Source organism: Loktanella salsilacus (assembly GCF_900114485.1).
GTDB lineage: Bacteria > Pseudomonadota > Alphaproteobacteria > Rhodobacterales > Rhodobacteraceae > Loktanella > Loktanella salsilacus.
In genome coordinates, this window is the sequence record NZ_FOTF01000002.1 from 78,685 (window position 1) to 97,919 (window position 19,235).

20 protein-coding genes are annotated in these 19,235 nt (G+C 61.0%); 14 read left to right on the plus strand and 6 right to left on the minus strand.

Going from position 1 to position 19,235, the window contains the following annotated elements; translation table 11 throughout:
• Nucleotides 1-339, minus strand: coding sequence for a hypothetical protein (locus BM131_RS19900; protein ID WP_139222574.1), 339 nt, complete (start codon nt 337-339; stop codon nt 1-3).
• Here BM131_RS19900 and BM131_RS01910 point away from each other — a divergent pair.
• Nucleotides 316-882 carry a shikimate kinase gene (locus BM131_RS01910; protein ID WP_090184854.1) on the plus strand — a complete coding sequence of 189 codons (567 nt, stop codon included), beginning with the start codon at nt 316-318 and terminating at the stop codon, nt 880-882. The genes BM131_RS19900 and BM131_RS01910 overlap by 24 nt on opposite strands.
• Nucleotides 879-1,982 carry a 3-dehydroquinate synthase gene (gene aroB, locus BM131_RS01915; RefSeq protein ID WP_090184857.1) on the plus strand — a complete coding sequence of 368 codons (1,104 nt, stop codon included), beginning with the start codon at nt 879-881 and terminating at the stop codon, nt 1,980-1,982. The genes BM131_RS01910 and aroB overlap by 4 nt, the downstream gene beginning before the upstream one ends.
• A 75-nt stretch (nt 1,983-2,057) precedes the next feature.
• Here aroB and ssb read toward each other — a convergent pair whose 3' ends face one another.
• Nucleotides 2,058-2,612 (minus strand): single-stranded DNA-binding protein, encoded by a 555-nt coding sequence (ssb, locus tag BM131_RS01920; protein WP_090184860.1) that lies wholly within the window; start codon nt 2,610-2,612, stop codon nt 2,058-2,060.
• Nucleotides 2,613-2,852: 240 nt separating this feature from the next.
• Here ssb and BM131_RS01925 point away from each other — a divergent pair, with 240 nt between their 5' ends.
• The gene (locus BM131_RS01925; protein ID WP_090185340.1) at nt 2,853-3,446 is read left to right on the plus strand and encodes a lytic transglycosylase domain-containing protein; all 594 of its coding nucleotides are present in this window, start codon (nt 2,853-2,855) and stop codon (nt 3,444-3,446) included.
• Here BM131_RS01925 and BM131_RS01930 read toward each other — a convergent pair.
• On the minus strand, nt 3,443-4,252 hold the full coding sequence (locus BM131_RS01930) for a DUF1206 domain-containing protein (RefSeq protein ID WP_245754107.1): 810 nt from the start codon (nt 4,250-4,252) through the stop codon (nt 3,443-3,445). The genes BM131_RS01925 and BM131_RS01930 overlap by 4 nt on opposite strands.
• A gap of 179 nt (nt 4,253-4,431) precedes the next feature.
• Between BM131_RS01930 and BM131_RS01935 the strand changes: the two genes are divergently transcribed.
• Entirely contained in the window at nt 4,432-5,730 is a 1,299-nt protein-coding gene (locus BM131_RS01935; RefSeq protein ID WP_175499123.1) for a DUF2254 domain-containing protein, read from the plus strand.
• A 9-nt stretch (nt 5,731-5,739) separates the two neighbouring features.
• Here the strand turns inward: BM131_RS01935 and BM131_RS01940 are convergent, their stop codons facing one another.
• The gene (locus tag BM131_RS01940) at nt 5,740-7,425 is read right to left on the minus strand and encodes an ABC transporter substrate-binding protein (protein WP_090184865.1); all 1,686 of its coding nucleotides are present in this window, start codon (nt 7,423-7,425) and stop codon (nt 5,740-5,742) included.
• A 317-nt stretch (nt 7,426-7,742) separates the two neighbouring features.
• On the opposite strand from BM131_RS01940, the gene BM131_RS01945 reads away from it, so the two are divergent.
• Nucleotides 7,743-8,345, plus strand: a complete 603-nt coding sequence (locus BM131_RS01945) for a hypothetical protein (RefSeq protein WP_090184868.1) — start codon at nt 7,743-7,745, stop codon at nt 8,343-8,345.
• 78 nt (nt 8,346-8,423) lie between these two features.
• Here the strand turns inward: BM131_RS01945 and BM131_RS01950 are convergent, their stop codons facing one another.
• Nucleotides 8,424-9,272 carry a helix-turn-helix transcriptional regulator gene (locus BM131_RS01950; RefSeq protein WP_090185342.1) on the minus strand — a complete coding sequence of 283 codons (849 nt, stop codon included), beginning with the start codon at nt 9,270-9,272 and terminating at the stop codon, nt 8,424-8,426.
• A 63-nt stretch (nt 9,273-9,335) separates the two neighbouring features.
• The gene (gene miaA / locus BM131_RS01955; RefSeq protein WP_090184871.1) at nt 9,336-10,253 is read right to left on the minus strand and encodes a tRNA (adenosine(37)-N6)-dimethylallyltransferase MiaA; all 918 of its coding nucleotides are present in this window, start codon (nt 10,251-10,253) and stop codon (nt 9,336-9,338) included.
• A gap of 121 nt (nt 10,254-10,374) precedes the next feature.
• Here miaA and pyrH point away from each other — a divergent pair, with 121 nt between their 5' ends.
• From pyrH to BM131_RS01995, 9 genes are all read left to right on the plus strand, one after another.
• Entirely contained in the window at nt 10,375-11,097 is a 723-nt protein-coding gene (gene pyrH, locus BM131_RS01960; protein ID WP_090184874.1) for a UMP kinase, read from the plus strand.
• Nucleotides 11,098-11,220: 123 nt separating this feature from the next.
• Nucleotides 11,221-11,781 carry a ribosome recycling factor gene (gene frr, locus BM131_RS01965; protein ID WP_090185345.1) on the plus strand — a complete coding sequence of 187 codons (561 nt, stop codon included), beginning with the start codon at nt 11,221-11,223 and terminating at the stop codon, nt 11,779-11,781.
• 61 nt (nt 11,782-11,842) lie between these two features.
• A complete protein-coding gene (uppS, locus tag BM131_RS01970) occupies nt 11,843-12,574 on the plus strand; it encodes a polyprenyl diphosphate synthase (protein WP_090184878.1) in 732 nt (243 codons plus the stop codon).
• A gap of 1 nt (nt 12,575) precedes the next feature.
• On the plus strand, nt 12,576-13,382 hold the full coding sequence (locus BM131_RS01975; protein ID WP_090184880.1) for a phosphatidate cytidylyltransferase: 807 nt from the start codon (nt 12,576-12,578) through the stop codon (nt 13,380-13,382).
• On the plus strand, nt 13,379-14,548 hold the full coding sequence (gene dxr, locus BM131_RS01980; RefSeq protein ID WP_090184883.1) for a 1-deoxy-D-xylulose-5-phosphate reductoisomerase: 1,170 nt from the start codon (nt 13,379-13,381) through the stop codon (nt 14,546-14,548). The genes BM131_RS01975 and dxr overlap by 4 nt, the downstream gene beginning before the upstream one ends.
• A 4-nt stretch (nt 14,549-14,552) precedes the next feature.
• Complete coding sequence (gene rseP / locus BM131_RS01985) at nt 14,553-15,875, plus strand: RIP metalloprotease RseP (protein ID WP_175499124.1); 1,323 nt, start codon at nt 14,553-14,555, stop codon at nt 15,873-15,875.
• Between the two features lie 72 nt (nt 15,876-15,947).
• Nucleotides 15,948-16,073, plus strand: a complete 126-nt coding sequence (locus BM131_RS20645) for a hypothetical protein (protein WP_281245293.1) — start codon at nt 15,948-15,950, stop codon at nt 16,071-16,073.
• Nucleotides 16,074-16,190: 117 nt separating this feature from the next.
• Nucleotides 16,191-18,539, plus strand: a complete 2,349-nt coding sequence (bamA, locus tag BM131_RS01990; RefSeq protein WP_090184885.1) for an outer membrane protein assembly factor BamA — start codon at nt 16,191-16,193, stop codon at nt 18,537-18,539.
• Entirely contained in the window at nt 18,539-19,219 is a 681-nt protein-coding gene (locus BM131_RS01995; RefSeq protein WP_090184888.1) for an OmpH/Skp family outer membrane protein, read from the plus strand. Before bamA ends, BM131_RS01995 begins: the two co-directional genes overlap by 1 nt.
• The last annotated feature ends 16 nt before the right edge of the window (nt 19,220-19,235 follow it).

The following is a 19,235-nucleotide window of genomic DNA, read 5'->3' on the forward strand; positions in this document are numbered from 1 at the left end:
CTATTTCGTCTCCAGCGTGACGGGCTGGGTGATTTGGGTGCTGGGCGGGGCAAAGTCATTCGGGAAAAACAAAGGCCCCGCATAGGCATAGGCCACAAAGGCCACCGCCGCGAGCAGCACCAAAATGAAAAGGGTTTTGATTAAGCGCCACATATTTTCGCGTCCCGTCGTTTGCCTGTCGCCCGATCGTGTGCCGGGCTGTGCCATGTTTATATATGGCCTTTTCGGCAAGATCACGCCATTCAGGGTGACAATTCGAAACTCGGCGGCGCACAGCCTGTTCGGGGCCACCAAAAAGGGAATTTGAACCCCGTGATGCAAAGCGATGAGACGCAGCAACGCTATGCCCTGCGCCGCACGGTCGTGCTGGTGGGGATGATGGGGTCTGGCAAAACGGCGATTGGCCGCGCGCTGTCGCAGCGGCTGGATGTGCCCTTTCTTGACAGCGATCACGAGATTGAGACCGCTGCAAACGCCACGATTGCTGAGATTTTCGCCCGTGACGGCGAACCTTTCTTTCGTCGCCGCGAATCAGAGGTGATCGCCCGGCTGCTGATGGGCTCGCCTTGTATCCTGTCCACGGGGGGCGGTGCCTTTCTGGCCAAGCGGAACCGCAAGCAGATCAAAAAGCACGGTGTCGCGGTTTGGCTGAACGCGCCGCTGCCGGTGCTGTGGGACCGGGTGCGGCACAAGGATTCGCGCCCGCTGCTGCGCACGGCGAACCCCTATGCGACCCTGTCGGAAATTTATGACGCGCGCACGCCGATCTATGCCAAGGCCAAGCTGCATCTGGCCGTCGGGCACCGCGCCACGATCGAAGACACGACATCAAGCGTGATGTCACTGCTACTTACCCGTCCCGATGTGCTGGAGGCCTTATGACTGCAACTGTTCCCGTCGCCCTGCCGGGGCGTGAATACGATGTGGTGATCGGCACCGATCTGCTGTCCGGTGCGGGCGCGCGTATCGCCGCGCTTGGCGGGCGCAAGCATGTCGCGATCCTGACCGATGATACGGTGGCGGGGCTGCATTTGCCCCAGCTTCAGGCGTCACTGACCGCTGCTGGCATCACATCCGAAGCCTTGCGCCTGCCCGCCGGAGAGGCGACGAAAAGCTGGGCCCAGCTCGAGGCATGCTGTGATTTCCTGCTCGACCAGAAAGTCGAGCGCAATGACATCGTCATCGCCCTAGGCGGCGGCGTGATTGGCGATCTGGGCGGTTTTGCGGCGGCCGTGCTGCGGCGCGGGGTCCGCTTTGTGCAGATCCCCACGACGCTGCTGGCGCAGGTCGACAGCTCTGTCGGGGGGAAGACCGGTATCAACACGCGCCACGGCAAAAACCTGATCGGTGCGTTCCACCAGCCCAGCCTTGTGCTGGCGGATACGGACCTGCTGGCCACCTTGCCGCGCCGCGATTTTCTGGCGGGCTACGGCGAGGTTGTGAAATACGGCCTGCTGGGGGACGCGTCGTTCTTTGACTGGCTGGAAACCAACGCCCCCGCCATGGCGGATGGCGATATCGCCGCGCGCATTCATGCGGTCACGCGGTCGGTCGAGATGAAGGCCGAGATCGTGGCCCGCGACGAGACAGAGCAGGGCGACCGCGCGCTGCTGAACCTTGGCCACACCTTTTGCCACGCGCTGGAAAAGGCGACCGGGTATTCCGGCCGCCTGCTGCACGGCGAAGGTGTCGCCATCGGCTGCGCCATGGCGTTCGAGCTGTCATCGCGCCTTGGCCTGTGCAGTCAAGAAGACCCAAGCCGCGTGCGCGCCCACCTTAAAGCGATGGGGCAAAAGGTTGATATCCGCGATATCGATGGCGATTTGCCGGATGCAGAGGTGCTGCTGGGGCTGATGGGGCAGGATAAGAAAGTCGTCGCGGGGCAACTGCGGTTCATCCTAGCGCGCGGGATTGGGCAGGCGTTTGTCACATCCGACGTGCCAGCGGATGCGGTGCTGAGCGTCTTGCGCGACGCGGCCTAAACCGCCGCAGACACCCCCGCAGGCAAACCAAGCCCCGCAATGCAAAACGCCGCCCCTTGGGGCGGCGTTTGTCTTTTAGAACGGGATTTCGTCGTCCATATCGCTGCGACCACCGCCGCCGCCGCCAGAGGACGAGCCGCCGCCAGAGCTGCCGCCGCCGTAACCGCCGCCTTGGTCGTAGCCACCGCCGGAATTGCCGCCGCCGCCGTAGCCGCCACCTTGGTCATAGCCGCCGCCATCATTGCCGCCGCGACCACCGCCACCGCCGCCGCCGCCACTCGCGCCGTCCAGCATGGTCAGCACGGTGCCGGGGCCTTGCAGCACGACTTCGGTCGAATAGCGGTCAGCGCCGGACTGGTCCTGCCATTTGCGGGTCTGCAACTTGCCTTCGATATAAACCTTAGAGCCCTTTTTCAAAAAACGCTCGGCCACGCCGACAAGACCCTCTTGAAAGATGGCAACGGTGTGCCATTCGGTCTTTTCCTTGCGCTCGCCAGAGTTGCGGTCTTTCCACGTCTCTGACGTGGCGATGCGCAGGTTGCACACCTTGCCGCCGTTCCCAAAGGTACGGACTTCTGGATCGGCACCCAGATTGCCGATCAGAATGACCTTGTTGACCGATCCTGCCATGACTTTTTCCTTACGATTCTAAGTTTGCGCCAATGTGGCAGATAAGCAGGCGAAGGTGAACCGATCAAGCGGCCTGATCTGGCGGCAAGATCTGGCCGCCAGATCCGGTTGGCCAACAACAGTTCACCTTTGCGCGCAGAGGCGTCTGCGCGCAAAGGTGATCGGAAATTGGCTGACATCGGCGCCGGCTTGGTCTAGCCTTCGCAGATTGAAACGGCATTGGGTGACGGTATGCGGATCATGGGTCTGGCACTGACAACGACATTGGCGCTGACGACATTGGCACTTTCGGGCGCTCCCAGCTTTGCGGACACGGTATCAACCTCGTCGCGCATGGCATTGTTCCAAAGTCAGCTGTCGGTTCTAGATAACCGCGCGTCCAAGCAATACAGCAACTCTGTGCGTTTGCAGCCGCCGCGTGCGATCATTCCCGTGACCGCCCCAGCGGTGCCTAGCTATATCGGCCGCTATAACGGACCGCTGCTGGATGTGGCCCGCGTTGCCGCCCGCAAACATGGCGTGCCAGAGGATCTTTTCCTGCGGCTGGTTCAGCAAGAATCAGGCTGGAACGTGGCCGCCGTATCGACCAAAGGCGCGATGGGTCTGGCGCAGCTGATGCCGGGGACCGCCCGCCTGCTGGGCGTCGATCCCCGCGATCCGGCGCAAAACCTAGAGGGCGGCGCGCGCTACTTGAAGGCGCAGTACAACAAGTTCGGCAACTGGCCCCACGCGCTGGCCGCCTATAACGCAGGCCCCGGCGCGGTGGAAAAATACAACGGCATCCCGCCCTATGCCGAAACCCGCAACTATGTCCGTGTGATCTGGGGCAACTAGGCCGCCTCTGCCTTTTGCTTTAGCTTCTGCGCGAGTGACAGAACGTCCGGGTCTTTCAGGCGCGGGATGATGCGATAGGCCGCGTTCACGGCCATGAACAGGGCGAACAGCAACAAGCCGACGCACATCGCGGTTACCAGCGCTTGGCCATAGGCCTGCTGCGACAGCCAGCCAAAGGCCTTGTTCAGCCCGCCCGCGGCACTCGGGTCATGCCGCCACGCTGTGAGCCCGATCAGAAAGCCGATAATCAGCACAGACACACCCTGCGCCGCGACGCCGATTTGCAGCAGCTTGTTCCAATGCAGCGTAAAGTGGTTCGCCTGCAGTTTCTGGCGGTAACTCTGGCTCCACGCTTTGTGCAGATAATAGGCGCCAGCGCCCATGGTGATCACCGCAACCACGCCGATGACGATCGCACCCATCGGCCATGACAGCAGTTTGGACATGTAAAACGCGGTTTTGGACCCTTCGCCGCTGTCGGTGCTGCCAAACAGCAGCAGCAGCGCCAACCCGCCAAGCGCGCCGTGGATCAGCCCGGTGACGGCTTGTCCGGTGCGGGCAAACAGCCCTTTGGCGTCGGTCCCGTGGTCCTCTAGGTCGAACCACGCATCAATCAGCCGCCAGATCATATAGGCAAACAGGCCAAGCGCCACGACGATCAGCGCGACCATGCCAAAGGGGGACCGTTCGACCGTGGACAGCGCCTCTGAGGTGCCTTTCGCCTCTCCGCCGTGCCAGATCGCGAACAGCGATACCCCGGACACGATAAGATACACCAACGCGCGGCCAGCGTAGCCTGCGCGCATCACGGGCATCGCTCAGTTTAGATTGTCGTCGCGCATTGCGTTCGTCCCTTTATGCTGGGGACGCAATGTTTGAGCGCCGCGAATGTTCCCGGCCTTGCATCTAGGCATTCACGCGCGCTGCGTTATGTTGCTGGGAACGAGGCGCCGCACTGGCGTCTGCTGCGAAAGGCCCTTGCCCCTTGTTATCCTCTTTACGCTACCGCCTGAATCGTCTGTTTGCCCATATCTGGGTGCCGATTGGGGCCTATGCGGTGCTGGCGCTGGTCGCGGCCTTTATCGCCGTGGCCCTGCGCGGGCTGATCCCTGAGGAGCTGGCCTTTCAGATCGGCGCTGATGCCATCGACAGCCTGCTCAATATCCTTGCGTCATCCATGCTGGCGGTCACGACGTTTTCGCTGTCGATCATGCTGTCGGCCTTTGCCGCCGCGTCCAGCACAGCCACACCGCGGGCGTTTCAATTACTGAAAACCGACCGCACCGCGCAGCAAGTCTTGGCCAGCTTTCTGGGGGCGTTCATCTTTTCACTGGTCGGGATTATCAGCCTGAAAATCGGCATTTATGGCGAGGGCGGGCGCGTTATTCTGTTCGCCGCGACGATCCTTGTGCTGGTGCTGATCGTCTTTAACCTTGTGCGCTGGATCGGCCACCTGACCGACTTTGGCCGCCTGAGCGACACGATGGACCGGGTCGAGGTTGCGACGACAAATGCGATGAAAAACCGCCTTGCGGCACCTTGGCTGGGGGCCAATCCGATGCAGGGCCGCAGCCCGCCAGACCGCGCCATTCCGCTGCCTAGCCGCGCCGTGGGGCATATGCAGTTTATCAATCTGGACCGCCTCAATACGCTCGCGCAGGACGCGGGCTTTAGCATCTATCTTGATGTTTTGCCGGGGGAATTTGTCTATCAGGGCACTGTGCTGGCGCATGTGCTGGAAGGGCCGATTGGGCCCGAATTCGATACGCTACTGGCGGAAATCCACGACGGCTTTGACATCGGGATGGATCGCAGTTTTGACCAAGACCCGCGCTTTGGCATGATCACCCTATCGGAAATCGCCAGCCGTGCGCTGTCGCCTGCGGTGAACGATCCGGGCACCGCCATTGATGTGATCCGCCGCATGACCCGCGTGATGTCACTGTGGGACGACCGCGCTGTGCCTGACATTGATTTTCCGCATCTTTGGGTTCGCGGCATGTCGGCAGATGAAATGCTGCGCGACGCCTTTGCCGCCACCGCCCGCGACGGGGCGGCCCTGTATGAGGTGCAGATCACTTTGCAACGCGCCCTGCTTGCGATGGCGCAGCAAAGCCCCGGTATTTTCGCCTATGCCGCGAGGGCCCAATCCCAGCGTGCGATGTCCTATGCGCAGGGCGCGATGCCGATACGCGAAGAGGTGGATCATCTGCAAGGCGTTGCCGACCAGATCAATGGTGTCGCCCATTCGCCGCAGGGTGACGGGGTGCAGGCCAAGACCTGACGCAGCAGGTTAAGGCTCGCTCGTCGTGCCCGCACCAGCCGCAAAGGCAAATTCGTACAGCCGGGGCAGATAGGCGATATGCATCTGCGCGCCGATCACGCCGGGTGCCGCGTGGCGATAAAGCGAACGCCAGTAGGGCTGCAAAATCACGCCTTCGTCGCGCAAAATGGTCTGCAGTTTGGCCATGACCACGCGCCGCTTGTCCGCGTTTGCAATCGCGTTCGCCTCTGCCAGCAAGGCGTCGAAGGCGGCATTGGCAAAGCCGGTTTCATTCCACGCCTCGCCCGACCGGTAGGCCAGCGCATAGGTCTGCGTGCCAAGCGGGCGGTGGTTCCAGTCGGTCGATGAAAAGGGATAGGTCGTCCAGTTGCTCCAGAATGTACTGGCGGGGACGGTGGTGCGTTTGACGGTAAAACCAGCGTCGCGCAGCTGGGCGGCGACCGCGTCGGTGGTGTTCTTGCGCCAGTCATCGTCGATAGAAACCAGCTCCATCTCGAAATCTTGCTGGCCGGCTTCGGTCATCAGGGCCAAGGCTGCGGCTGGATCAACCGGAATAGCGGGAATGTCGGCCCATTCGGGGTGCATCGGGCCGATGTGCATATTGCGCGCCACGACGCCGCGGTGGCCGTAGCCAAGCTCCAGACACACCTCTGGGTCGACAGCCATGGTGATCGCGCGGCGAACGCGCACGTCGGCATAAGGCGTTTGGCCGTCCACCTCGGCCAGTTGGTTGGTGCGGATCACGATGGTAGAGCCTGACGCGACCTCTGACTTTTGCCAGCCCATGCCGTCCAGAATATCGACAAATTCACCGACGGTTTCATAGATGACGTCAACCTCGCCTGCGGCTGCGGCGGCGACAAAGGCTGATGGATCAGTGCCGTAGTCGATGAATTCAAACCGGTCGATAGCCGCGCCAAAGCCTGCGGCGTCGCCCCACCAGTTATGGCCTGTGTTGCGGGTCAGCACGGCGCGGGTGCCGACCTCGACCACCTCTGGCAAATATGGGCCGGTGCCTTTGGGGTTGGCGACCAGGTCATCTGCGTTGAAATCTGCGGGCACGATTTGGGCGGGGTAATCGGACATGCCTGCAATCATCGTGATGTCGGGAAAGGGCAGGGTCAGCGTCACGGTCAAATCGTCCGTCGCGGTGATCGCGCCGTCGATGGCCTTGCCCGTGTCCGGGTCGATCAGCGTCGCCATGCGGGTCGCCATAGAGTTCCCCTCCACCGACTTGTCGCACCAACGGGTGATGTTGCGGGCCACATCGGCGGCGGTAAAGGCGGTGCCGTCGTTCCATGTCACATCGGGGCGGACGTGCAGGGTATAAGCGGTCGCGTCGTCGTTCACGTCCCAGCCTGCCAAAAGCCACGGCGTAAAGGTGCCGTCGTTGTTGTAGGCGACAAGGTATTCCAGCCAGCCTGCGGTGATATAGGACATCTGCGGCCAGTCGTATGTGCGCGGGTCCTTGAGCGCGCGCACCTCTATCTGCATCCGCAGCGTGCCGCCTAGCTGCGCCTGTGCTTGCGCCTGCGTCGGCATCGCCGCGCCAAGCAACCCGTAAGCAGCGGCGCTGGTCACACCAAGCGCGGTCGTGCGGGACAAGAATTCACGGCGGTCCAGTTTGCCCTGCGCCACTTCGCGCGCACAAAGGGGGGCGGCAGGATGAAGGCGCGGCGCGCGGGGGGCTGTCATCGGGTTACATCCTGACGTCATCATATTCGGCGGAGTTATATCCGGCGGACGCTGCTGCGCCCTTTGATCCCTAGCAGGCACCAAGCGCCGCGCCGCGTCAACGCAGGTTGTCCGGTTTTATGCCGTAATACGGCTGAAAGCTTAGATTTAGGGAGTGTCCGTAAACCGCGTCGGTTTTTGCCTGGTCGATCGCTACTCTTTGTTAGAAAGCTTTCACTCGGCGTTATCGGCCATGTTGTCCGAACGGCAGGGATGTCTGCTTAGAGCCCAAATTGACTAACATCTGAACCGAACCTATCGTCACCCAGACACCAGAAATGATCGAGCAGATAGAAGTGAAATCTCTTAATATTGCAGACGCGGTCAAATATCTGGGTGAGGATAAGTACGCGGTCTCCCTAGAGAATGATTGGTACAGGCGGCTCTTACACGTAATATGCGACGGGCCGACTAAGCCAGAGCGGATTGGGCGCTTTCTTGATCCAGCCCCAATACAGTTTTCTGCGTTATTTCTTTCGATAGCAGACTGGCTACCGAAAAACTCACACAGATTGCTTTGGATAGACCACTTTACCGATGGTTTCCCATCCCAAACGCGCCATTTTCTCAATGTTTTAAGCCACGATCTACCAGACGATCATCTTGTCCAAAATCCAGGTGTCCTTCTAGGACCGCTGTCGGATAGTTTGCCGGATCAATTCGCTGGTACGCCTCAACAAAATCTAGAAGGCGAGCGTTTGATTACCCTCTGTACATTGCTCAGCGTCGGAAATTGGGATGCCAAATTGCTTGTGAATGGATCTACCGACTACGTTGAATTCTGGGAAGGAAACGTCTTCTTCCACTCAGAGAGTGCCGAAGCCTTAGATCGGGCAACGGAGTTTTTTGATTTTTATGGTCTGGAAACACCGATCAAATGATAGAGCAGTCTGTCGTCAGCGGCAGCTTGGTCCCGCATAGCGGACCAACGCGGTTTGCGGACACACCCTAGATTTATCTCAACGGGACCGGACCTGCGGGCCTGCGCGGCGGAACGTGGTGGGGCTGACGCCGGCGCGGGCCTGAAAGGCGCGGCTGAAATAGGCGGCAGATTGAAAGCCGGTCTGGCTGGCAATGTCCTGCACAGGCGTTTTGGTGTCGCGCAGCATTGTGCACGCCTCGAAGTGGCGGCGGTCGGCCAGCAGGCCAAGCGCGGATTGACCGCAGGTCTGGCGGCAACAGCGCGTCAGGTGGGTGGGCGTCACGCCCAGTTCAGAGGCGTAGTCTGCGACGCCGTGGTCTGACCGAAAATCACGCTCGATCAACCCGGTATAGGCGGCAACAAGCTTTGCTGCGCTGGTCTGCTGACGGGCCAGCGCTGGATCGATGCTTTGCAGGGCGATCTGGCGGGCAAAGAAAACCGACAGCAGCCCCGCGTGATAATGCGCCGCGCGGCGGCTGTGGGGGCGCGATGATTGCAGCTCGCGCTCTAGCCCCTCAATCAGCGCCAGCAGTTCCTTTTGCCCCGCCACATCGCGCAGGCGCAGATGGACTGGCGTGTCCGGCCATTCGGCGGCCATCGCGGCGGGTAGGGTCAGGATTTGGCCAAAGACAGCGGCACCGATCTCGAACCCGTACATCGTGCGGGCGGGAATAAAGATCAGGTTGTTGGGGCCGTACCCGCTGGTCAGGCCGGCGACGGTAATGCGCCCTTGGCCGCGTGCGAAAAAGATCAGGCGCGGCGTGGCATGGCTGCGCATCGCCTCTGTGCGCCAGCGGTTTGCTTGCGGCGTTTGGCCAAGGGCCTGCAAGGCGAGGGTGGCCGGGGCTGCGTCAGGCAGCGGCAGCTGGGCAAAGTCGTTGGGCATCAGGTGCATCCAGTCAAAGTTGTGCAAACCTTGCGGCGCGGCGCTTTGAAAAACAACGTCTTTTCAGGGTTGGCCCGCCAGACCTGTGGATAAATCTGTGGATGATGCATCAATGCGATACCAATCGCGCATTCGGCGGGCAAACCAAGTCCTTTGCCGCTTTGCATATTGCCGTGTGGCGATGATCGCGGCAGCCCGCGCATCGCTCAGCGACATTTCGCCGTCCAGATGGGCGATCAGTTCAGTCGCGCCAATGGCGCGCGCGGATTGATCAGCCGGGTTCCACTGCGGGCGGATGGCGGCGGCTTCAGCCAGCGCGCCTTGGTCCAGCATCAGATCAAAGCGGCGGGCGATGCGGGGGCTCAGCCAGTCTTTGGGGGCGTCAATCACAAGGGGCAGGGCATCCGCTAATGGCAGCAGCGGCGGCGGCGTGTTGTCCTGCCAATCGGCAAGGGCGCGGCCTGTGGTCTGCAGCACTTCCCACGCGCGCTGCACGCGCATGCGGTTGGCGGTGTCGATGCGGGCGCGGGTGGCATCGTCGATTTGGGCCAGCAGATCGGGCAGCGCCAGTGCATCACCTGCGACGCGCACGTCCGCTGGCGTGGCGGGGATGTCAGCCAGACCTTCGGTCAGGGCGCTGAAATACAGACCTGTGCCGCCGACGATGATGGGCCGCGCCCCCTGCAGCAAGGGGGCCACATCGCGCAGCCAGTGGCCGACGGAATAGGATTGGTCCAGCGGCACGTGGCCATACAGCAGATGCGGTGCCTGCGCTAAATCCGCGTCCGGCGGGCGCGCGGTCAGCAAACGCCAGCCGTCAAAGACCTGCAACGCATCCGCGTTCACGATCACACCGCCCTGCGCGCGGGCGATTGCCAGCGCCAGTGCCGACTTGCCGCTGGCCGTCGGGCCAGCGATCAGGATCGGCGTATCAGGGGCTACCGCGGGGATCGCGTTCAAGATCATGGGCGAAATCTGCATTGCGCCGTCACACGGCATTGAACCTTTTGCCCATATGCTTCATTTTGCGCCAAAGCGAAAGCCGCAAGACCGCAGCCCGCAGCAGCCCCAAACGGCAGCCCCAGCATAAGGATCCTTACCCATGACCGAAGAGCGGACCAAATACGGACGCGTAATGCTCAAGATCTCTGGTGAGGCTTTGATGGGCGACACCGCCTTTGGCCTGCATCCGCCAACCGTCCAGCGCATCGCGAGAGAGGTCAAGTCCGTCCACGATATGGGCGTCGAGATTTGCATGGTCATCGGCGGCGGCAACATCTTTCGCGGCCTGCAAGGCTCTGCCCAAGGCATGGAGCGCACGACGGCTGACTACATGGGGATGCTGGCGACGGTGATGAACGCGCTGGCGATGCAATCCGCGCTGGAAGAGCTGAAAATCCACACCCGCGTGATTTCCGCCATCCCGATGGATCAGGTCTGCGAGCCCTACATCCGCCGCCGCGCCGTGCGCCACCTAGAGAAAAAGCGCGTTTGCATCTTTGCCGCTGGCACGGGCAACCCTTATTTCACCACCGACACCGCCGCGACGCTGCGCGCTAACGAGATGTCCTGCGAGGCCATCTTTAAAGGCACCAAGGTTGATGGCGTTTATGACAAAGACCCGAACAAGTTCGATGACGCGGTGCGTTACGAGCGGATCAGCTATGACGAGGTGCTGCAAAAGCATCTGGGCGTGATGGATGCCAGCGCCATTGCCTTGGCCCGCGATAACCACCTGCCGATCATTGTTTTCAGCTTGGACGATACCGGCGGCTTCAAGGGGATCCTTGCGGGCGAGGGCACCTCGACCACCGTCCACGACTGAACCCATACGCGTGATTGCGCCACACTCAGGGGAAACTGACGCGGCGCGCGCTATACAATTCAACGACTTTCCCCTAAGAGCGGGGAAAGTAGGCAATTTGCCGCAAGACAGAGCATGACGATTATGGCTGAAGATTTCGAACTCGATACCGACGACCTGGGCCGCCGCATGGATGGCGCGATCGCTAACCTGCGCGTGGAACTGGCGTCTTTGCGCACCGGCCGGGCTTCTGGCTCTATGCTGGAACCGATCATGGTGGATGCTTATGGCAGCCCGACCCCGATCAACCAGGTCGGCACAGTCAACGTGCCAGAGCCGCGGATGGTCACGATCAACGTCTGGGACAAGGGCCTTGTGAACAAGGTCGAAAAGGCGATCCGCGAAAGCGGTCTGGGCATTAATCCCCAGCTGAACGGCACGATTATCATGTTGCCGATCCCAGAGCTGAACGAAGAGCGTCGCCGCGAGCTGACCAAAGTGGCGGGCGGCTATGCCGAAGCCACGCGCGTCAGCATTCGCAACCTGCGCCGCGACGGCATGGATCAGATCAAGAAAAACAAAGACGGCATGGCCGACGATGACCAGAAATTCTGGGAAGCCGCCGTGCAGGAACTGACCGACGCCCACATCAAGAAAGTGGACGAAACGCTGGAAAGCAAGCAAGCTGAGATTATGCAGGTTTAAGGCCGCGCGCCGGACGACCTGATTGACCCGGACTGGGTCGCAACCGTGGAAAAGAGGCCTCATGCCCGAGACGGACATCACACCAAACACAGGCGGCCCGAACCACGTCGCCGTGATTATGGATGGCAATGGCCGCTGGGCACAGCAGCGCGGGCGTCCGCGCCTGTTCGGTCACCACGCCGGGGCGAAACGCGTGCGCGAAATCGTACGCGCTTGCCCCGATCAGGGCGTTAAGTATCTGACAATCTTTGCGTTTTCCACGGAAAACTGGAAGCGGACACAGACCGAAGTCGCGGGCCTGATGGCGCTGTTCCGGCGCTATATCATGCGCGAAGCCAAGGCGCTGTTCGACGAAGGCGTGCGCGTGCGCTTTATCGGCGACCGCATCCGGCTGGACGACAAGCTGGTCCGCATGATGGACAACCTAGAGCTTTACACCGCCGACAACGACAAGGTGCATCTGACCATCGCGCTGAACTATGGCGGCCGCGATGAAGTCACCCGCGCGGCCCAAAGGCTGGCGTTCGAGGTCGAGCAGGGGCGTCTGTCCTACAAAGACGTCGACGCCGAGGCGCTGTCCAAGTTCCTTGATACCCGCTTTCTGCCCGACCCCGATCTGGTCATCCGCACCAGCGGCGAGGCGCGGATCAGCAACTTCTTGCTGTGGCAGTCGGCCTATGCGGAATACGAATTTATCGACACGCTCTGGCCTGATTTCAGCGCCGAAGTGTTCGCCGAAGTCCTGTCGAAGTTCGGCGCAAGAGAGCGCCGTTTTGGCGGGGTGGTAGCCTGACGTGAGCGCTGGCGTGCCGACACCCTCTGGTAAATGGGATGATCTGACCGTCCGGCTTGCGTCTAGCGCCGCGATGGTTGTCGTAGGCGCGATTGGCGTCGTGATGGGCGGCGTTTGGTTCCAGATGATGGTGGTCTTTGTGACCGCCGTGATGATCTGGGAATTGTGGATGATGATCGCCTCTGACCTGCCCACGCCGGGCATGTTGCTGGCGGCGCTGACGGCCTCTGTGCTGTCGGGCATGCTGGTCCATGCGACCGCGCTTGGTCTGTTGCTGTTCCTTGTGGTGCCCCTGATTGGCGCATGGCGGGTAAAGCACGAACGCCTTGCATTCTTTTGTTTTTCCTTAGGCATTCAGGTTGCGGGCTGGGGCATTGTCACCTTCCGCGCCGACTATGGCTTTGGCTGGATCCTGTGGCTGATCTGCGTTGTCGTGGCGACGGATGTCTTTGGCTACATGATTGGCCGCGCTGTTGGCGGGCCGAAATTCTGGCCCAAGGTTAGCCCGAAAAAGACATGGTCCGGCACCGCTGGCGGCTGGGTCGCGGCGGGCATTGTGGGCTATATCTTTACGCTGTTCACCAGCGCTGGGTTTGAAATTGTGCTGCTGTCGATGGTCCTTAGCTTTGCCAGCCAGCTTGGCGATGCTGCCGAAAGCGGGCTAAAGCGCCGGATGAAGGTCAAGGACAGCTCCACCCTGATCCCCGGACACGGCGGGCTGTTTGACCGCTTTGATGCGCTGCTGGGTGCCTCGCTTTTCATGCTGTTGGTGGCCGGCCTTTTTAACGTGCCGGGAGTCGCCTTTTGAGGCGGATCACCATTCTGGGTGCGACCGGATCTATCGGCCAAAGCACCATTGACCTGATCCGCCGTGACCGCGCGGCGTATCATGTCGTCGCCCTGACGGGCGGGTCCAACGCCGTGCAATTGGCGAAAGATGCCAAGGACTTGCAGGCCGAAGTTGCCGTCGTTTCCGACCCTGCCGCATACCCCGTTTTGCAAGACCTGCTGTCCGGCACCGGTATCCGCGTGGCCTGCGGTGCAGAGGCGATCAATGACGCCGCCCGCATGCCCGCCGATTGGATCATGTCCGCGATTGTCGGTGCCGCTGGCTTGCCGCCGGGGATGGCGGCGCTGGAACAGGGCACGACGCTGGCGCTGGCAAACAAGGAATCCCTTGTCACCGCTGGCCCGCTTTTGCTGGCGACCGTGCGCAAATATGGCGCGACGATCCTGCCGGTCGACAGCGAACATTCCGCCGTGTTTCAAGCGCTGGTGGGCGAGGACATGGCGGCCGTTGAACGCATCGTCATCACCGCATCGGGCGGCGCGTTTCGCGACTGGCCGCTGGAACAGCTGGCAAGCGCGACGCTGGCGCAAGCCTCCAGCCATCCGAATTGGGACATGGGGCAGCGCATCACGATTGATAGCGCATCCATGTTCAACAAGGCCTTGGAACTGATTGAGACCAAAGAGTTCTTTGGCATCAGCCCGGACAAGATCGAGGCGATCGTGCACCCTGAATCGTTGGTGCATGCGCTGGTCGGCTTTAACGACGGTGCGCTGATGGCCCACGTTGGCCCGCCCGACATGCGCCACGCCATCGGTTATGCGCTGCACTGGCCGGACCGCAAACATCTGCCTGTGGACCGCCTTGATCTGGCGCAAATCGGCCAGCTGACTTTTCGCACCCCGGACGAGGCCCGCTGGCCCGCGCTGCGCCTTGCGCGCGACGTCATGCAGGCGGGCGGCGCGATGGGCGCGGTGTTTAACGCCGCAAAAGAGGCCGCGCTTGATGCTTTTATCGCAGGCCGCATCGGTTTCATGGACATGAGCGGCGTCGTTGCAGACGCGCTCGCCAAAATGTCAGCACATGAGGGTCCGCAAAATGCCCCGATGCAGTTAGACACTATTTTGGATATCGACCGCGAGACGCGCCAGCGTGTTGCGGATGCTTTGACACATCGGGGATAACACAGTGGATCTGACGCAACTTCTACCGCAGCTGGGCGGTGGCCTGTTCACGCTTTTGATGTTCGTGGTGTCCTTGTCCATCATCGTGGCGATCCACGAATATGGCCATTACATCGTCGGCCGTTGGAGCGGAATCCACGCCGAGGTCTTCTCGATCGGGTTTGGCCCGGTGCTGTTTGCGCGCACGGATAAGCGCGGCACGGTCTGGCAGATCGCGGCGCTGCCGTTTGGCGGCTACGTCAAGTTTCTGGGCGATGCCAATGCAGCCAGCGTCGGCGGCACCGATGTGGCAGAGGGCAGGGATGCCCGCCATACGATGCTGGGCGCGCCTCTGTGGGCACGGGCTGCAACGGTCGCAGCGGGGCCGATTTTTAACTTTATTTTGGCGATTATCCTGTTCGCTGGTTACATCATGGTGTCCGGCGCGCCGCGCGATCCGGTGACCTATGCGGCAGAGGTGGCGCTGCCGCCGGCCTATGCCTCTGACATGCTGCCGGGCGATGAAATCATCATGATCGGCGGGATCACGATGGGCGAGGACGAGGGGCTGGACAGCCTGCCTGTCACCGACCGCGTCGATTACACTGTGCGCCGGAATGGCGACGAAATCGTGGTGCAGGGCCCTTATCCGCTGCCGCCGCGCGCCTCTGGCGTGACGCCGCGGTCCGCTGCGGATGATGCCGGGCTTAAGATTGGCGATGTCATCACTGCCGTCGACGGCGCGCCGGTCTTTGCCTTTCAGCAGCTTATCGACATCGTGAACGCCGCCGATGGCCGCGATCTGGACCTGACGGTCTGGCGCAGCGGCGAAACCCGCGCCATTACGCTGGCCCCGCGCCGCATGGACCTGCCACAAGCGGATGGCGGTTTTGAGACGCGATGGTTGATCGGCATCACGGGCGATTTGTTCTTTGACGTGGCGACAGATCGTATTTCGCCTTGGCGTGCGGTCTGGCTGGGGATGCAGCAGTTGTGGATGACAATCACGACGTCGCTTTCTGCGCTGGCGCATATCGTGACCGGTGCGATTTCGACCTGCAACCTGTCCGGCCCTGTCGGGATCGCCCAAACCAGCGCCACAATGGCCAGCCAAGGCGCGACCAGCTATGTGCTGTTCATCGGTATGCTGTCGGCGGCGGTTGGCCTGCTGAACCTGTTCCCGATCCCCGTGCTGGACGGCGGACACCTTGTGTTTCACGCCTACGAGGCGATTACCCGCCGCAAGCCGTCGGACCGCGCGCTGAACGTTTTGATGATGGCCGGTGTCGCTATGATTGGCTCGTTGATGGTCTTTGCAATCCTGAATGATCTGGTACTGTGCCCCTAACGGGACATAGCGCTGCCGCATTTCGGCCTTAATTTTTTCTTAGTACCTCTTAAGACTAAGAAGGAGCCGCAGATGCAGACCATTTCGAAAAGCTACAAAGGTGTTAGCACATTGTTGTCACTGAACTGGGATCGCCTTCTGACCGCAGGCATGATGATCGCTGCGCTTTACGCTGGGGCCTATATCGCTCTGCTTTAAGCCACACTGCCAATTTACCTTTGCTAGCACGCCCTCGGGCGTGCTTGTTCGTTTTGACATCCGGGTTCGGGTTGGGTAATTCAAATGCAACAGGGAACACGGGTAGCAGGCAGCATCATGATCAATAAAAACGCGGGTGCAAATGCGCCAGTCTCAACTGGGGTCGCAACACGGGTCGCACGGGCCAGCTTGACGCTTTCAGCGATGCTGTTGGTGCTTCAGGTCAGCGGTGCCAGCGCGCAGAACTTTGCCTTTAACGCGGTGCAGATTGACGGCAACCAGCGGGTCGCTGATAGCACGATCCTGTCATTCGCGGGCATCAGCCGGGGTGAGGCGCTAAGCGCCGATCAAGTGAACACTGCCGCGCAGAAGATCCGCGACTCTGGCCTGTTTGAAACGGTCGATGTGCAGGCCAATGGCAGCACCTTGTCGATCAACGTTGTTGAATTCCCGACCGTGAACCAAATCTCGATCGAGGGGAACCGCCGTCTGTCGGACGCCGAATTCCTGCCCCTGATGCAAAGCCAGCCGCGCAAGATCTATTCCCCCGCAACAGTCGACCAAGACGTTGCCACGATCACCGGGCTTTACGCCAAGAACGGCCGGATCAACGCGTCGGTCACGCCCCGGATTATCCGGCTCAGCGAAAACCGCGTGAACCTGGTGTTCGAAGTGTCCGAAGCCGGCGTGACCGAAGTGCAGCGCATTACCTTTGTCGGCAACCGCAGCTATTCGGACCGCCGTTTGCGCGGAGTGCTGGAAACCAAGCAGGCGGGCCTGCTGCGCGCGATCATCAGCCGCGACACCTATTCCGAGGACCGCATCAATTTCGACAAGCAGGTGTTGACCGACTTCTATCAGTCGCGCGGCTATGCCGATTTCACGCTGCAAAACGTCGATGTGACGCTGACCCGCGAGCGTGATGCCTACCTGATCACGTACAACGTGCAGGAAGGTCAGAAGTTCACCTTTGCCAACGTCTCTGCCAGTTCTGATCTGCCGGAAATTAACGTCGCTGAGTTTCAAAAGGCGCTGACGACCAAGACGGGCATGGACTATAACCCTGGTCAGATCGACCGCGATATTGCCCGCCTTGAACGGTTGGCGATCCAGCGCGGTCTGACCTTTGTGGCGGTGGAACCTGTGGTCACGCGCAACGACCGCGACCTGTCGCTGAATGTGGATTACAAGCTGGTCCGCGGCCCGCGTATTTTCGTTGAACGTATTGATATCGAAGGCAACTCTACTACGCTGGACCGGGTTGTGCGCAACCAGTTCCGCACGGTCGAGGGCGATCCCTTCAACCCGCGTACCATCCGCGAAGCCGCCGACCGCATCCGCGCGCTTGGCTTTTTCACCAACACCAGCGTCGAAGCACGTGAAGGATCGACCCCTGATCAGGTCATCGTCGATGTGAACGTCGAAGAAGCGCCAACAGGCTCGCTGTCGTTTGGCGCGAACTACAACACCGACGACGGTGTCGGCCTTGTCGCCAGCTTCCGTGAAAAGAACTTCCTTGGCCGCGGCCAGTCCCTCAGCCTTCAGGTGTCGACCGCTGAATCCAACCGCGTGCTGGATTTTAGCCTGTCAGAGCCGAACTTTCTGGGCCGCGACCTGCGTGCCAGCTTTGACTTCAGCTATCGCACATCCTTCGATGACGAAGATAACTACGACACAGAGACATTCCGCGTCAGCCCGACCCTGACTTTCCCAGTCAGCGAAAGCGGCCGGATGTCGACCTTTGTTGCGCTGGAATACAACGACCTGACCGGCGACGTGGATAGCGTCAGCGACTTTATCCAAGAAGAAGCGGATCAGGACGGCGTGTTCAACGCCTCTGTTGGATACAGCTATTCGTTCGATAACCGCCGCACCGGCCTTGATCCGACATCTGGTTACGTGTTCCGGTTTGGTCAGGAATTCGCCTTTGGCGACACCCAGTTCATCAAAACCACGGCGCTGGCCGCGGCAGAGCGTAAGGTGCTGAACGACGACGTGACCCTGCGCGCCACGATCGAGGGTGGTCATCTGGCCTATCAAGAAGGCTTTAGCCGCATCACCGACCGCTTTTTCCTGAACGGCAATTCGTTCCGCGGCTTTGACACCAACGGCGTCGGCCCACGCGATTACCAGCCGGGCGGCGATACGGACATCAACGACTCGCTGGGCGGTAATTCCTACGCTGTCGCGCGGCTAGAGGCTGAATTCCCGCTGGGCTTGCCAGAGGAATATGGCATCACTGGCGGTGTGTTTGCGGACTATGGCTCGGTCTGGGATGTGGGCCGCGATGGGTCGTCTGACACGAACATCATCTATGACGGCTTCACGCCGCGCGCGACGGCTGGTCTGTCGATCTTCTGGACCACACCGCTTGGCCCGCTGCGGTTCAACTTTACCGAAGCGCTGAAGTCCGAAGAGTACGACGAAACGCAGGTCTTCGACGTCACGATTTCGACGTCGTTCTGATGCGGGCGCTAGCGGCTGCGCTGGTGGTGACACTGGCGTCGATCACCCCCGCTGGCGCGCAACAGGTGCCGGCGGACGCGCCGCCGGTGCTGATCGTGGACAGCGACCGGCTGTATCAAGAGTCGCGCTACGGCCAGCAGATCCGGGCTAATCTGGACACCAACGCCGAGGCGTTGAAGGCGGAAAATGACCGCATTGTAGCCGCCTTGACCGAGGAAGAGCGCAGCCTGACCCTGCGCCGTCCCACCATGCCAGCCGCTGATTTTCGTCAAGAAGCGGCGGATTTCGACACCAAGGTGCAAGGCATCCGCCGCGCCCGCGACGCCAAAGAGGTCGCGTTGCAAAACGCCCGCCTGACGGCACAAAAGGATTTCTTTGCGCAGGTGCAGGGCGTCGTCGGTCAGTTGATGATCGAAAAAGGCGCGACAGTCACATTCGATCAACGCTCTGTTTTCATTGCGCTTTTGTCGGCGGACATTACCGAAGAAGCGATTGCACGGATTGATGCGCAATTCGTGGATGCGGATGGTAGCGCGCCCAGCGATGTGCCCGCGCTAAGTGAAGTGCCCCCCAGCGCCGTGCCCTCTGACATCGTGCCGCCAGCCACTGTGCCGGGTCCGCAAGACGCACCCGCGCAAGACTCCGGCGCCTTGCCGGTTCTTGATCCCGAAAATCCGTAAACCTTTGCTGCCCTTG